We start from the raw sequence: 14,058 nt of genomic DNA, 5'->3' as shown, positions 1-14,058 counted from the left end.
TGGCGAAAGCCGCGCCGGGGTGGCGCGGTTTCTTCACTGGCCCTGACGGGGCGTCATTCGGCGGCGATGACCGGCTTGCTGCTGCCGCGACCGTCGAGCTTTTCCGTGCGCAGGCTGAGGATATGCACGTCGCCGCCGAGGCGGGCGATGACATCCGCCATGCGGGGCATGCCCGAGAAACGGTGTTCGGTCACGGTCTGGCCGTCCGTCGAGGTTTCGACGATGGTGACCGTGCGGTCCACAAGCGCCGTACGACGGCCCGCACGCGCCCGCTCCAGCAGGTTTTCGGTCGGTTTGCGGCTGGACAGGAGGGTGACGCGGTTTTCAGTCATGGCAATGCCCCTTGGTGAAGGTGGGCACTGCGACGGTGGCCGATGCAGTCCGTTGCCGCATGGGCAAAGGGCGGACCGGGCCGGTGATCTTGAGTCGACGCATCTGTGTCCCCACTCGTTAAGTCGGGCGAAGCGCGGCCCGTGGACCAAATATGGCAAAAACGTGGCGGGTTTGTGATCGTCGTTTGGTCTGACAAATTTTTGGAACTTGGTCCGAAAAAGTCTGAAAATTCAACTATGAACTGCGACAAATTGCCCTTTTCAACCCATGCCGCGAGGTGCCTCGGCGGTTGGTCTGCCGCAGTTTGCCACATTTCCGCCCGATTCGGGCCTAAATCTGCCACCCCGCCACATGGGCGGCTGCGCGGAGAGAGGCGCTGCGGCAGGCGGCGGGAAGATCCGCGCCGCGGGCCAGCTCGGCCGCCAGCGTGCCGCAGAAGCAGTCCCCCGCGCCATGTGTGCTGATGACGGTCACGGGGGATGCGGGCAGGGCCAGCGTGGCACCGTCTGCGCCGACAAGGGCCAGGCCATGGCCGCCCGCCGTGACGATGATGGCCTGACCCGGGCGCGCGAGGTGGCCTGCGGCGCGGGCAGCGGAGGGCAGGTCCTGGACATCGCCCGCCCCCATCATCGCCGCCTCGACGGCATTGACGATCAGGACGGTCACGGCGGAACGCAAGGCTTCGGGCAGGGGGCGGGCGGGCGCCGCGTTGAGCAGGACGGGCAGGCCGCGCTGCCGGGCGGCAGCGGCTGCGGCGAGGTTCACCGCCTCTGGCACCTCGTTCTGAAGGAGGAGAAGGGCCACGTCCTGCCACAGGGCCGGGTCTGCCAGAGTAGCCGGATCGAGCGCGAGATTGGCCCCCGAGACGATGGTGGCGGCATAGTTGCCATCGGGAAGGGTGAGCGCCACGCTCATCCCGGAGCCGTGATCGGGCAGCGTGGCGACGAAGCGGTGATCCACGCCGGCGCGATCCAGCGTTGCCCGCAGAAACAGGCCGAAATCATCCTGGCCGACGGCCCCGACCATGCGGGCGCTGGCCCCGGCGCGGGCGGCGGCGATGGCCTGGTTGCCGCCCTTGCCGCCGAATTTGGGATACCAGCGGCGGCCGACGGCGGTTTCGTCCGGGCGCGGCAGGTGGTCCGTTTCGATCATGATGTCGTGGTGGAGGGAGCCTGCGACGAGGACGACGGGGGAAGCGGTCATGGGCGGTCCTTTCGCGGCGCTGCGGGGGTGATCCTGTCGGTTGGCGCGGCGCGGTCAAGGGGGCGTCAGCCCTGAAGCGTGGTCACCTTGCGGGCCTGCGCCCGATCCTTGCCGAGGCGGCGTTCGCGCCAGATGATCAGGATTCCTGCAAGGATGATGAGCGCGGCCCCGGCCAGCATGGTTATCGTGGGCATTTCGGCGAAGACGAACCAGCCGATGGCAAGGGCGAAGAGCATCGAGGCATAGTCGAAGGGGGCGACGAGCGAGGCATCCGCCTCGCGGTAGCTGGAGGTGAGGAGGATCTGGCCGACGCCCCCCAGAAGCCCCGCGCCGATGAGAAGGGCGAGTTCTAAGGGTTCCGGCCAGACCCAGCCGAAGGGCAGGGTGATCAGTGACAGGAGCGTGGCGGTGAGCGAGAAGTAGAAGACGATGGCGGGGGTTTTTTCCGTCTGCACCAGCTTGCGCACGAAGACCTGCGCGAGGGCGGCGAAGACGGCCCCGCCGAGGACGAGCATCGCCCCGAAGGCTTCGGCATGGCCCGCGCCGCCGTCGAGGACAGTCAGGCGGGGGGAAAGGACGATGAGCACGCCCACCATCCCCAGGGCCACGCAGGAGAGGCGGAAGAGGCGGACATCTTCGCCGAGGAACATCGCGGCGAAGATGACGGTGAGGAGAGGGGCGGCATAGCCGATGGCGGTGACTTCCGGCAGCGGCAGATAGCCGAGGCCTGCAAAGCCGAGGCCCATGGCGCAGGTGCCTGCAAAGCCGCGCCAGACATGGCCCATCGGATGGGCGGCGCGCAGCCCGGTGGCCAGTTCGCGGCGGAGCATCAGCCACAGGACAATGACGGGAATCGCGAAGGCGGAGCGGAAGAAGACGGCCTGTCCTGCAGGGACATGGTCGGCGGTGGCCTTGATCATCGCCGACATCACGATGAAGACGAGGACGGAGCCGAGCTTGAAGGCGATGCCGCGCAGGGGGCGCATGGGGTTCTCCGGGTCTTGGGAGGGTTGGACCATCCTTTCTGCGGGGCTGCAAGGGGGATCGCCCTCCTGTGATCGGGGGCTGTGTCATCGGGGGCTGGACGGGGGCGGGGGCTTGGGCTTTGCTGGGGCAAAGGAGACCGACCATGCCGCAGATTTCCCCCAGGGCCGCCCTTTCCGACCGCATCGCGCAGGGGCGCGGGCAGATGCCCGCCGATCTGGTGCTGCGCGGGGGGCGGGTCTTCGACCTGATCACCGGGGAGTTGGTGGAAACGGATGTGGCGATCTGCGGCGATACGATCGTTGGGGTGTTCGGGGCCTATGAAGGGCGGCGGGTCGTCGATGTGGCGGGCAAGGTGCTGGTGCCCGGGTTCATCGACACGCATCTGCATATCGAAAGCTCGCTGGTGACGCCGTTTGAATTCGACCGTTGCGTGACCCCGCGGGGGGTGACGACGGCGATCTGCGATCCGCATGAGATCGCCAATGTCTGCGGGCTGGAGGGGATCGGCTATTTCCTGGAGGCGTCAAGCCGGACGCTGATGGACATACGGGTGCAGTTGTCGTCCTGCGTGCCGTCCACGCATATGGAAACGGCGGGGGCGCGGCTGGAGGCGGCGGACCTGATCCCGCTGATGGATCATCCGCGGGGCATCGGGCTGGCAGAGTTCATGAATTTTCCCGGTGTCCTGATGCAGGACGCGGGCTGCATGGCCAAGCTGGAGGCCTGGCAGGGGCGGCATATCGACGGCCATGCGCCGCTTTTGCGGGGGAATGACCTGAACGGCTATATCGCGGCGGGGATACGGACGGAGCATGAGGCGACCAGTGCCGAGGAGGCCTTGGAGAAGCTGCGCAAGGGGATGCGGGTGCTGATCCGCGAGGGATCGGTGTCGAAGGACCTGCATGCGCTGGCCCCGCTGCTGGTGGAGCGGTATGCGCCCTATCTGTGCCTTTGCACGGATGACCGGAACCCGCTGGATATCGCGGAGCATGGGCATCTGGATCACATGATCCGCACGGCGATTGCCTTGGGGGCGCAGCCTCTGGCCGTCTATCGGGCGGCGAGCCTGTCGGCGGCCGAGGCGTTCGGGTTGAAGGACCGGGGGCTGATCGCGCCGGGGAAGCGGGCGGATATCGCGGTGCTGGATTCGCTGGAGGGGTGCCATGCGGCGATTGTCTTTGCGGGCGGGGTGGAGGTGACGGAGGCGGCCTTTGCCGCGCGCGAGGTCATTCCTCCGGTAGCGCGGCATTCGGTGAAGGCGCCGAAGGTGGAGGCGCATCACTTCCGCTGTGGTGGGAACCGGGTGGAGACGCCGGTCATCGGCATCCTGCCGGGAAAGATCATCACCGACCATCTGACCTTCGACATCGCCCCGGTGGATGGCGACAAGCGGCCCGATCTGACGCGCGACCTGATCCGCATCGCGGTGATCGAACGGCATGGGAAGAATGGCAACCGCGCGACGGGATTCGTGCAAGGCTTCGGGTTGAAGCGGGGGGCGATCGCCTCCACCGTCTGCCATGACCATCACAATATTGCAGTGGTCGGTGCGGATTATGCCGACATGGCGCTGGCGGCGAACCGTCTGGGCGAGATCGAGGGGGGATTCGTTGTGGTCGAAGGGGGGCGGGTGCTGGCGGAACTGGCGCTGCCGGTGGCGGGGCTGATGAGCCTTGAGCCCTTCGAGGTGGTGCGCGAGAAGCTGGTCGCGCTGCGGGCGGCGGCGGCGGGGCTGGGCGTGGTGCTGGAGGAGCCTTTCCTGCAACTGGCCTTCCTTGCGCTGCCGGTGATCCCGCATCTGAAGATCACCGATCATGGCATGGTGGATGTGGACCGGTTCGAGGTCATCCCCTGACAAGCCCGTCATGGGGCGGCGGGCCGGGGTTGCATCCGGCGGCGGGAATGCCGAGGTTGGGTGGGCAGGGAAGAGGATCACCTTCGATGGGTCGGGGACGGAAGATCGCAAAACGCTTTCGCGGGATCGAAGGCCCGCAGCCCGAGGGCAAGAAGCGGTTTTCCCAGATCCTTGATGCCATCGGCGCGGATGAGCGGCGCGAGCGGGTGTCGGTCTCTGATCTGATGCGGGCGATGGATGCCCGGGCGGTGGCGGCGCTGATCCTTCTGTTTGCCTTGCCGAACGTGGTGCCGACGCCTCCGGGGACGTCCTCTATCCTAGGGCTGCCGCTGCTTTACCTGACGGCGCAGATGATGCTGGGCAAGCTGCCCTGGCTGCCGGCGATCATTGCCGACAGATCCATGACCCGGGCGGATTTCAATTCCTTTGTCGGGCGGGTGACGCCCTTGCTGGCGCGGGCGGAGCGGTTGTTGAAGCCGCGGCTCCTGTTCATCACCTCGGCCACGGGGGAGCGGATCATCGGCGGGTTGTGCCTTGTGCTGGCCATCGTGCTGGCGATGCCGATCCCGCTGGGCAATATGCTGCCAGCCTTTGCGATTTCGCTGATGGCGCTGGGCGTGCTGGAGCGGGACGGGCTTTGGGTCATGATCGGGGCGGTCATGGGCGTGCTGTCGATGATCGTGGTGTCGGGCGTGGTCTGGGCCCTGGCGAAGGCGACGATCTTCCTGATCGTGAACGCGTTCTAATCGGCCTCTGGCTGCGGAAAGCGGCAGCGGATGACATGGCCCTTGCCGGAGGCGGCAGGAGCGAAGTCGAGCGTGGCGCCGAAGAGCCGGGCGATTTCGGCCACCACGGCGAGGCCGAGGCCATGGGTGCCTTGCGTGGCATCAGCGCGCAGGTCCTGACGGGCGATCAGGCGGGGGATGGCGTCGGGGGGCAGGCCGGGGCCGTCATCCTCTACCTCCAGCACCGGGCCTTGGGGTGTGGTGCGGGCGCGGACGGTAATCGTGGCGCGGGGGCCTGCATAGCGGATGGCGTTGTCCACGAGGTTGGTCAGCAGTTCGGCGCAGAGGACGGGGTCGGCGCGGACGGTGAGGCTGTCTTCACCTTCGAAGCCAAGGTCATGGCCGAAGCGGGTGGCTTCGGGGATCGCTTCGGCGGTGGTGGCGCGGGCGATGGCGGCGATGTCGGTGTCGGGCAAGGCGCGGCGGGCGGCGGCGGCGTCGATGCGGGCCAGCATCAGGAGTTGCGCAAGCACCCGTTCGGCCCGGATCAGCGCGCTTTCGGCCTTGGCGATGCCGTCGCGGCTTTCGGGGCCACCGCGGGCGATGAGGGCAAGCTGGGCGCGGACGGTGGCGAGGGGCGTGCGAAGCTGGTGGCCCGCATTGCCGGTGAAATTGCGGAGCGCGGCTACGGCACCGTCGAGCCGCTGCATGAAGCTGTTCATCGCCTCAATCGGGCCTGCGACTTCGGACGGGATATCGGCCTGAAGCGGGCTGAGGTCATCGGGGGCGCGGGCGGCAAGCGTCCGGGTCAGCCGGTCGAGAGGGCGCAGTGCGATGGTCACGATGACCCAGACGATCAGCGCGGCCCCGGCGGCGAGGCCCGTCATCCGCAGGGCGGAGCGGAAGAGGATGGATTTCGCCAGCGCATCGCGGGCGCGGGTGGATTCGGCCACGGTGACGGAGAAGGGCAGCACATCCGCGCCGGTGGAGACCTGCCCGTAGCGCGTGGCGATGCGAAGGCGCGTGTCGCCGAAGGTGCCGTCGGCAAAGCCCGTTTCGGCCCCGTCCAGCCGGGGGGCGAGGGCAAGGCCTTCATATCCGGTGAGAAAGCCGTCGGGGCCATCGACGCGGTAGAAGACCTGATCCTCGGCGGCGGAGGCCAGCATGTCGAGCGCGGAATAGGGGATGTCCACCTCGATCGCGCCGGAGAGATCGACAGTTACCCGTTCGGCGATGGCAAGGGCAGAGCCGGCGAGGACGCGGTCCGACACGCCTTGCGCGGTGCGGCGCGCCTCGGCCCAGGTGTCGGCGAGGGCGATCAGGCCGAGGAAGAGGGTGGAGACGAGCAGCCAGCCCAGAAGGCGGCGGCGCAGGGACCCGCGGGCGAAGACGGGAAGCGCTGTCATGCGCCGGGGCCTTTGTCGATATAGTAGCCGATCCCGCGCGCAGTGCGCAGCGTCACGCCATGCGGGGCAAGGCGGCGGCGCAGGCGCGAGACATATTGTTCGATGGCGTTGTCGGACAGGCTGTCATCGAGCGAGGTCAGGGACTGGACGATGGTTTCCTTGCTGACCACCTTGCCCGCGCGGGTGAAGAGCAGTTCCAGAAGCGCGAGTTCGCGGGCGGGCAGGTCGATGGCGCCGTCGGGGGTGAAGAAGCGGCGCGAGATAAGGTCGAAGGTCACTTCGCCAAGGGTGAGGCTGGAGGCCCGCAGCCCTGCCTGGCGGCGCAGGAGGGACCGCACCCGCGCCTCGAATTCCGCCACGTCGAAGGGTTTGGTGAGATAGTCGTCGGCGCCGAGGTTCAGGCCGCGCACCCGATCTTCGGGCGCGCCGCGTGCTGTCAGGATCATCACGGCGGCATCGTCCGACCGCGCGCGCATGGCGCGCAGGACGGCGAGGCCGTCCATTTCCGGCAGGTTGAGGTCGAGGATCACGAGGTCGAAGCGCTCCACGGCCCCCAGCGCCTCGGCCGAGGCGCCGTCATGGACGGTGTCCACGGCATAGCCCGCTGCGACCAGAAGCGTGGTCAGCGCCTCGGCCAGTGGGCGGTCATCCTCGACAAGCATGATGCGCATGGGGTCCTCCGGCGCGGCAGAGTAGGGGGGAATGGCGGCGTTGTGAACCGGGGCGGGTTGGGGCAAGCTGTGCGACATGAGGGGGATATTGCCGTTCCTTTTGGCCCTGGCCTTCGCGTGGCCCGCGCGGGGGGAAGTGTTCCTGTTTCAGGCCCCGTCAGGCGCGGCGGCACGGGAGTTGACCATCTATTCCACGCTGGACGAGGGGCTTGCCGCGCCGATGATCGAGGCGTTTCAGGCGCGGTATCCGGATGTGGCGGTGCGCTATGAGGACCTTCTGACAGGCCAGATCCGAGACCGCGTGCGGGACGAGACGGATGGCGGGGGCGTGACGGCGGATTTCGTCTTTTCCTCCGGCATGGATTTGCAGATGAGCCTTGCGAATGACGGCTATGCCCTGGCCGTGCGGCCCGAGGCGGCGCGGGACTGGCCGGATTGGGCGCAATGGCAGGATCGGGCCTATGCCCTGACCTTTGAGCCTGCGGTGCTGGTCTATCACCGGCCCAGCTTTCCGGATGGCCCGCCGCAATCGCGGCTGGCGCTGATGGATTGGCTGAAGGCGCAGCCTGCGGGGGCCGGGGGCGCTGTGGGGACCTATGACATCACGCGGTCGGCGCTGGGCTATCTGTTCCTTGCCCGCGACGAGGAACGCTTTGCCGATATCTGGACGCTGGTGGGCGCGATGGCGCGGGCGGGGCTGGAGGTCTTTCCCACCAGTCAGGACATCATCGACCGGGTGGCGGATGGTCGGTTGAAGATCGGCTACAACATCCTTGGGTCCTACGCCGCCGATCAGGCGCGGCAGCGACCGGAGATTGGCTTGGTGCTTCTGAAGGATTTCACGGTGGTCGTGTCGCGCGTCGCGCTGGTGCCGAGGGCGGCACGGAACCCCGATCTGGGCGAAGCCTTTCTGGGGTTCCTGATGAGCCGCGAGGGGCAGGAGGTTCTGGCGCGCAAGCTGCGCCTGCCTGCGGTGTCGCTGGAAGTGTCGGATGGCAACAGCGCGCGGATGATGCAGGCGGTGCTGGGCGCGCAGTTGCAGCCGGTGGGGGTGAGCCCCGGCCTGCTGGTCTATCTGGATCAGGCCAAGCGGCGGCGGCTGCTGGCGCGGTGGGAAGAGGCGCTGACGGGGCGATAGGCCGTGTCAGGTTGATGACAGGTTTCTGTGATTGCTTCATCCTCGGGAGGCACGAGGAGGTGCCCACCAAGGGAATCATCCCGGACATGATCCGGGACAAGGGAGGAAAGCACATGAAACACGCCCTTTTCGGCGCGATGGTTGCGGCTGCGCTGGCACTGCCGGCCTTTGCCAATGATTACAGCATCATGGCCCCGGCAAGCCCCGGCGGCGGCTGGGATTCCACCGCGCGCACCATGCAGGAAGTGATGCAGGCGGAAGGCATTTCGTCCAGCGTCCAGGTGACGAACGTCCCCGGCGCGGGTGGCACGGTGGGCCTTGCGCAATTCGTGGCGAGCGCGTCGGGCGATCCGTCGCAACTGATCGTCGGTGGCTATGTGATGGTGGGCGCGATCCTGACCAATGCCTCGCCCGTGTCGCTGGCCGATGTCACGCCCATCGCGCGGCTGACCGGTGAGGCGGTGGCGATCGTGGTTCCGGCCGCCTCGCCGATCCAGGACATCAAGGGTCTGGTCGATGCGATGGCCGCCGATCCGGGCGCCGTGAGCTGGGCCGGCGGGTCTGCGGGCGGCGTGGACCACATCACCGTGGGCCTTCTGGCCAAGGCGGCGGGCGTGGACCCGACCAAGATCAACTATATCGCCTTCTCGGGCGGTGGCGAGGCGACGGCGGCAATCCTGGGCAATCAGGTGACGGCGGGCATCTCGGGCCTTGGCGAGTTCCTGCCGCAGGTGCAGGCGGGCACGATGCGGCTTCTGGCCGTGTCTTCGGATGCACGGATCGAGGGCGTGGATGCGCCGACGCTGTCGGAGGCCGGCTATGACGTGGTGGTGCAGAACTGGCGGATGGTCGCCGCGGCGCCGGGCCTGAGCGACGAGCAGAAGGCGCAGGTTTCGGCCGATATCGAGAAGCTTGCGAAATCGGCGGGCTGGCAGAAGGCGCTGGCCGACAAGGGCTGGGCCGACACCTACCTCGCCGGGGCCGACTTCGAGGCGCAACTCGCCAAGGAGATCGAAGCCACGACCGCGATCCTCAAGGATATCGGTCTGGTGCAATGACACCGAATGGTGCATCCGGACGCCGCCCCGACGGGGCGGCGTTCATCATCGCGCTGGCGCTGATCGGCCTTGGCGCGTTGCTGATCTGGGATGGTGCGCGGATACCTGACAAGGCGGGCTATTCCGGCGTCGGGCCGGGAGATGTGCCGAAGCTGATCGGTTATGTCCTTGTCCTGCTGGGGATCGGGACGGGGATCGAGGGGTGGCGCAATCCGGGGCCGAAGCGGCCGAAGCAGCATCCAGTCCCGCTTTTGTGGTTGCTGGGCGGGATGGTGGTGATGGTCGCCAGCATCCACAGCATCGGTTTCGTCCTTGGGGCCACGATCCTGTTCACCTGCGCGGCGGCGGCTTTCGGCGAGCGGCGGTTCCATGTCGCCATCCCGTCGGGGCTGGTTCTGGGTCTTTTCATCTATGCCGTCTTCGACGTCCTGTTGCAGTTGAACCTGCCGGCCGGACCGATCGAGATGGCGATCTTCGGGCGCTGAGATGGATACGTTTTCCTTTCTTCTGCAAGGGCTTGCGACGGCGTTCGAGCCGATCATGCTGCTTTATGCGCTGATCGGGGTGACGCTTGGTACGGCGGTGGGCGTGCTGCCCGGGATCGGGCCCGCGCTGACCGTGGCTCTGCTCTTGCCGGTGACCTATGGGCTGGATGCGGCCGGGTCGCTGATCATGTTCGCGGGGATCTATTACGGGGGGATGTATGGGGGATCGACGACGTCGATCCTGCTGAACACGCCCGGTGAAAGCGCATCGGTCATCACGGCGCTGGAAGGGAACAAGATGGCGCGGGCCGGGCGTGGCGGGCCTGCGCTGGCGACAGCGGCCATCGGGTCTTTCGTGGCCGGGCTGATCGCGACGCTGCTGCTGGCCTTCCTTGCGCCGCATGTGGTGAAGCTGGCGCTGGTCTTCGGGCCGAGGGAGTATTTCGCGCTGATGGTGCTGGCCTTCGTCACCGTCTCGGCCGCTTTCGGGGAAAGCGCGATCAAGGGATTGGTGTCTCTTTTCATCGGCTTGGCGCTGGCAATGGTGGGGATCGACCAGTTGACGGGGCAGACGCGGCTGGCCTTCGGGGTGCCGCAGCTGCTGGACGGGATCGAGGTGACGACGCTGGCGGTGGCGATGTTCGCGCTGGGCGAGGCGCTGTTCGTGGCGGCGCAGGGGCCGGGGAATGACGGTGCCGTGCTGGCGATCAAGGGGCGGGTCAAGATGACGGCGCAGGATTGGTCGCGGTCCTGGAAGGCCTGGTTGCGGGGGACGGGGATCGGTTTTCCCATCGGGTCGATGCCTGCGGGCGGGGCGGATATCGCCTCCTTCCTGTCCTATGCGACGGAGCGGAACCTGACTAAGCATCCGGAAGAATTCGGAAAAGGCGCGATTGAGGGGGTGGCGGGGCCGGAGGCCGCGAACAATGCCGCAGCCGCCGGGACGCTGGTACCGTTGCTGACGCTGGGCCTGCCGACGACGGCGACGGCGGCGATCATGCTGGCCGGGTTCCAGCAGTTCGGGTTGCAGCCGGGGCCGCTCCTGTTCGCCACGGCGCCAGACCTTGTCTGGGGGCTGATCGCGTCGCTTCTGGTGGCCAATGTCATGCTTCTGGTGCTGAATCTGCCGCTGATCCGGTTCTGGATCCTGCTGCTGAAAATCCCGCAGCCCTGGCTTTACGGGGGTATCCTGGTCTTTGCCACGCTGGGCACGCTGGGGGTGAACCCGTCGCCTGTGGAGCTGACCATGCTCGTTCTTTTCGGGACGCTGGGCTATCTGATGCGGTTGTACGGCTATCCGATCGCACCGGTTGTGGTGGGGCTGATCCTCGGGCCGATGGCGGAACAGCAGTTGCGGCGGGCGCTGTCGATCTCGCAGGGCGATCCGATGACCTTGGTGCAGTCGCCCATCGCGGCGGTGCTGCTGGCGCTGGCGGCGGTGGCCTTGATCCTGCCGATGATCCTGCGGGCGCGGGGACGGGGGGATGTGCTGGCGCAGGTGGGGCAGGCGGAGGATTGAGGGCGTGCGCCGGCATGGTTAATTCTGCCGCCTGCCAAGGGGTTACCCCGAAATCGGTTGTGTCCCGTCCTGTGCCGCTTTCTGTGCAGCAAACTGTGGCCACGCGCGGCGGCGCGACGGGGCGTTAAGCTTTTGGGCAGCAGGAGGATGCTGACCGGAAGACGTGAAGAAGGCGCAACGACGCGCAGGCCGCCAGAGGCCGCTAGCATTACAAGAAGCCGTTTAGGCCATAAGGGTAGTGGCGAGGGGCTTTATGCCCCTCCTTCGCTCGGCAGTGTTGCCATAACCTCGTGAAAAGTCTCCTCGACCTTCGAAATGCACTCCTCGCAGAACTCGACGGCATTTCTTGCGATCGTAACCCCGTGTCGATCGGTTATCGAGATTGTCTGTTCTAGGCGCAGTCCGAAGTCAGCGAAGGGCCTTGCGACCGCACCCTGTTCCGGTGTGGCAGACGCTCCATCAATTCGACCTGCTTGATCCGTAGCCTCACCGCCACCGGAGGCCCGGTCTGCCTCTGGGACCGCATTCCGAGGGATGATGTGCAGCTTTGCTTTCAGGTCAACGTAACCTTTGTGTCTGGTCCTAGCGTGGTCGCGCAGGTGCGTGAGCCAGTCGTTTTCTTCCCTCAAGAAGGGCTGCCGCGACCGAATAGCTTCGTAAGCAGCTCTGTTTGTGATTGCTAAGTTGCCAAGCTGCGCGTCAATGAGTTCATCTTCAAAGTCGTCAGATGATAGCCAAATCGGAAAGTAAGGCTTGTATTTCCTTTTTCTGCGGCGGGGCGCGGCGAGGTCCCTGTGCGCAAGCCAGACTGCTTCCATCGCCGTATCAAGTATGTCGCGGCTTCGGGCGAGAACATTGGTAACCACGATGTCGTCTTGCGGGCTAAGCGTTGCCTCATGCCCGCGCTCAAGTAGGGGCTGTAGGCTTCCCTTCATGCCTTCGATCTCCATAGAAACTCGAAAAATCAGATGCTTGTATGGCATTTAGGTCCTTCGTGAGTAGCCTACAGCGACGCGAAATATTTTGCATCTTGGCAGTCAGATGAAGCACCGAATCCCCGCAGGGAGGCAACGGGGTAACGGGCCGGGGTAACGCCTGCGATGACGACTCGGGTATTGCAGCCGGGTCGCGGCCCGTCCGGGTAAAGCTACCCCGCGACGTTGTTCCCCCTGGCGTTACCCCAAAGCGAAAAGGCCCGGATCAGACCGGGCCTTTTTCTCGCGAACCACTTGTTTTTGTTGGTGGAGCCACGGGGAATCGAACCCCGGACCTCTTGAATGCCATTCAAGCGCTCTCCCATCTGAGCTATGACCCCACCGGAGGTCGAAGCGTTGCCGCTTCGATGGGCAAGGCGTCGCCGCCTTGTTGGGCCGCTGTCTAGTGGAGGGCGCGGTGGCGTGCAAGGGGAAAAACGCGGGGTCTTTCCGACTTTTGCAGGGCACCGCAGCCCCCCGCCGGATGGCGGTTCAGACTTCCTCCTCGTCGCCGGCCACATCGGCCAGATCGTCGAGCGAGACGTTGTCATCGGCATCGTCTTCGAGCAGATCGTCGTCGAGTTCGGTGTCGTCGGCGACCCCGGCCTCGAGCAGTTCGTCATCGGCTTCCAGATCATCGACCAGGACGTCGTCATCCTTTTCCGGGATCACGCGGCTGATCGCGGCGGCGGCCATCTTGCGGCGGGCGGATTCGATATCCACCACCTCGCCGGTATAGGGCGAGACGATCGGGTTGCGGTTCAGGTCATAGAAGCGCTTGCCGGTGGTCGGGCAGATGCGCTTGGTACCCCATTCTTCCTTGGGCATGGTCGTTCCCTTCTGTGGCGGCCCCGATCCCCGTGGAATCAGGCGCGCCGATGGTCAGGCTGGGTTGTCCAGAGTCGTGGTCGCTTGCCACACCGCAGGGCGGGTGTCAAAGGCTTTTGCAGCCGTTGCGGCCAACGTCCAAGTGGCTATCCTTGGCGGGCAAATCAAGAGGTTCCGCATGCCCATCCTGCCCGGACCGCCGCCGGTGGAGATTGTGCTGAAACGGTCGGCCCGTGCGCGGCGGTTTTCGCTGCGCGTGTCGCGGCTGGATGGTCGGGTGACGCTGTCGCTGCCCGCCCGCGCGCGGGAGGCGGAGGCGATGGCCTTTGCGCGGGCGCAGGAGGGGTGGCTGCGCGAGACGCTGGCCGGGATGCCGCGGCGCGAGGGCGTGGGGATCGGATCGGTGATTCCGGTGGAGGGGCGGCTGCTGCGGCTGGTTCCCGGCACGGGGCGCGGCGTGCGGGTGGAGGGTGAGGCGCTGCTCATTCCCGGCGATCCGGCGCAGGCGGGGGTGCGGGCGGGGGCCTTTCTGAAGGCGCTGGCGCGGGATCGGCTGGTGGCGGCCTCGGATCGTCATGCGGCGGTGATCGGGCGGCAGGTGACGCGGGTCACCCTGCGGGACACGCGGTCGCGCTGGGGGTCTTGCGCGGCGGACGGGGCGCTGATGTATTCCTGGCGGCTGGTGATGGCGCCGCCGGCGGTGCTGGATTACGTGGCCGCGCATGAGGTGGCGCATCTTGTGGAGATGAACCATTCGGATCGGTTCTGGGCGGTGGTGGAGCGGCTTTATCCCGGCTGGCAGGCGCAACGGAAATGGCTGCATGCAGAGGGGCAGGCGCTGCATGGCTTTCGTTTCGGGGATTGATTTCCGCGCCA

At 66.6% G+C, this 14,058-nt stretch carries 14 protein-coding genes and 1 tRNA gene; 7 read left to right on the top strand and 8 right to left on the bottom strand.

Annotated features, from left to right (window positions below; translation table 11 throughout):
• Positions 1-53: 53 nt before the first annotated feature.
• The 3 genes from C0V75_RS18445 to C0V75_RS18435 form a co-directional block, all read right to left on the bottom strand.
• Positions 54-332, bottom strand: coding sequence for a hypothetical protein (locus C0V75_RS18445; protein ID WP_101922425.1), 279 nt, complete (start codon positions 330-332; stop codon positions 54-56).
• Between the two features lie 331 nt (positions 333-663).
• Positions 664-1,536, bottom strand: coding sequence for a PfkB family carbohydrate kinase (locus C0V75_RS18440; protein ID WP_101922424.1), 873 nt, complete (start codon positions 1,534-1,536; stop codon positions 664-666).
• Positions 1,537-1,601: 65 nt separating this feature from the next.
• Positions 1,602-2,522, bottom strand: coding sequence for a DMT family transporter (locus tag C0V75_RS18435; RefSeq protein WP_101922423.1), 921 nt, complete (start codon positions 2,520-2,522; stop codon positions 1,602-1,604).
• Positions 2,523-2,665: 143 nt separating this feature from the next.
• On the opposite strand from C0V75_RS18435, the gene ade reads away from it, so the two are divergent.
• Positions 2,666-4,378: an adenine deaminase gene (gene ade, locus C0V75_RS18430; protein WP_101922422.1), complete on the top strand. Its 1,713-nt coding sequence runs from the start codon at positions 2,666-2,668 to the stop codon at positions 4,376-4,378.
• 86 nt (positions 4,379-4,464) lie between these two features.
• The gene (locus C0V75_RS18425; protein WP_101922421.1) at positions 4,465-5,124 is read left to right on the top strand and encodes an exopolysaccharide biosynthesis protein; all 660 of its coding nucleotides are present in this window, start codon (positions 4,465-4,467) and stop codon (positions 5,122-5,124) included.
• Here the strand turns inward: C0V75_RS18425 and C0V75_RS18420 are convergent.
• Both C0V75_RS18420 and C0V75_RS18415 read right to left on the bottom strand, forming a co-directional pair.
• Complete coding sequence (locus C0V75_RS18420; protein WP_101922420.1) at positions 5,121-6,509, bottom strand: sensor histidine kinase; 1,389 nt, start codon at positions 6,507-6,509, stop codon at positions 5,121-5,123. The genes C0V75_RS18425 and C0V75_RS18420 overlap by 4 nt on opposite strands.
• On the bottom strand, positions 6,506-7,180 hold the full coding sequence (locus C0V75_RS18415) for a response regulator transcription factor (protein WP_101922419.1): 675 nt from the start codon (positions 7,178-7,180) through the stop codon (positions 6,506-6,508). Before C0V75_RS18415 ends, C0V75_RS18420 begins: the two co-directional genes overlap by 4 nt.
• Before the next feature lie 76 nt (positions 7,181-7,256).
• Between C0V75_RS18415 and C0V75_RS18410 the strand changes: the two genes are divergently transcribed.
• The 4 genes from C0V75_RS18410 to C0V75_RS18395 all read left to right on the top strand — a co-directional run bounded on the left by C0V75_RS18410 (position 7,257) and on the right by C0V75_RS18395 (position 11,380).
• Complete coding sequence (locus tag C0V75_RS18410; protein WP_101922418.1) at positions 7,257-8,318, top strand: ABC transporter substrate-binding protein; 1,062 nt, start codon at positions 7,257-7,259, stop codon at positions 8,316-8,318.
• Positions 8,319-8,431: 113 nt separating this feature from the next.
• Complete coding sequence (locus C0V75_RS18405; RefSeq protein WP_101922484.1) at positions 8,432-9,376, top strand: tripartite tricarboxylate transporter substrate binding protein; 945 nt, start codon at positions 8,432-8,434, stop codon at positions 9,374-9,376.
• The gene (locus tag C0V75_RS18400; RefSeq protein ID WP_101922417.1) at positions 9,373-9,861 is read left to right on the top strand and encodes a tripartite tricarboxylate transporter TctB family protein; all 489 of its coding nucleotides are present in this window, start codon (positions 9,373-9,375) and stop codon (positions 9,859-9,861) included. The genes C0V75_RS18405 and C0V75_RS18400 overlap by 4 nt, the downstream gene beginning before the upstream one ends.
• 1 nt (position 9,862) lies before the next feature.
• Complete coding sequence (locus C0V75_RS18395) at positions 9,863-11,380, top strand: tripartite tricarboxylate transporter permease (protein ID WP_101922416.1); 1,518 nt, start codon at positions 9,863-9,865, stop codon at positions 11,378-11,380.
• Between the two features lie 251 nt (positions 11,381-11,631).
• Here the strand turns inward: C0V75_RS18395 and C0V75_RS18390 are convergent, their stop codons facing one another.
• From C0V75_RS18390 to C0V75_RS18380, 3 genes are all read right to left on the bottom strand, one after another.
• Complete coding sequence (locus C0V75_RS18390) at positions 11,632-12,363, bottom strand: hypothetical protein (protein ID WP_101922415.1); 732 nt, start codon at positions 12,361-12,363, stop codon at positions 11,632-11,634.
• A 256-nt stretch (positions 12,364-12,619) separates the two neighbouring features.
• Positions 12,620-12,695: transfer RNA gene (locus tag C0V75_RS18385), tRNA-Ala, on the bottom strand.
• Between the two features lie 151 nt (positions 12,696-12,846).
• On the bottom strand, positions 12,847-13,182 hold the full coding sequence (locus C0V75_RS18380; RefSeq protein WP_101922414.1) for a TIGR02300 family protein: 336 nt from the start codon (positions 13,180-13,182) through the stop codon (positions 12,847-12,849).
• Positions 13,183-13,360: 178 nt separating this feature from the next.
• On the opposite strand from C0V75_RS18380, the gene C0V75_RS18375 reads away from it, so the two are divergent.
• The gene (locus tag C0V75_RS18375; protein ID WP_101922413.1) at positions 13,361-14,047 is read left to right on the top strand and encodes a M48 family metallopeptidase; all 687 of its coding nucleotides are present in this window, start codon (positions 13,361-13,363) and stop codon (positions 14,045-14,047) included.
• The last annotated feature ends 11 nt before the right edge of the window (positions 14,048-14,058 follow it).

It is taken from the genome of Tabrizicola sp. TH137 (assembly GCF_002855575.1).
GTDB lineage: Bacteria > Pseudomonadota > Alphaproteobacteria > Rhodobacterales > Rhodobacteraceae > Paragemmobacter.
This window is presented reverse-complemented; position numbering and strand designations above follow the sequence as displayed.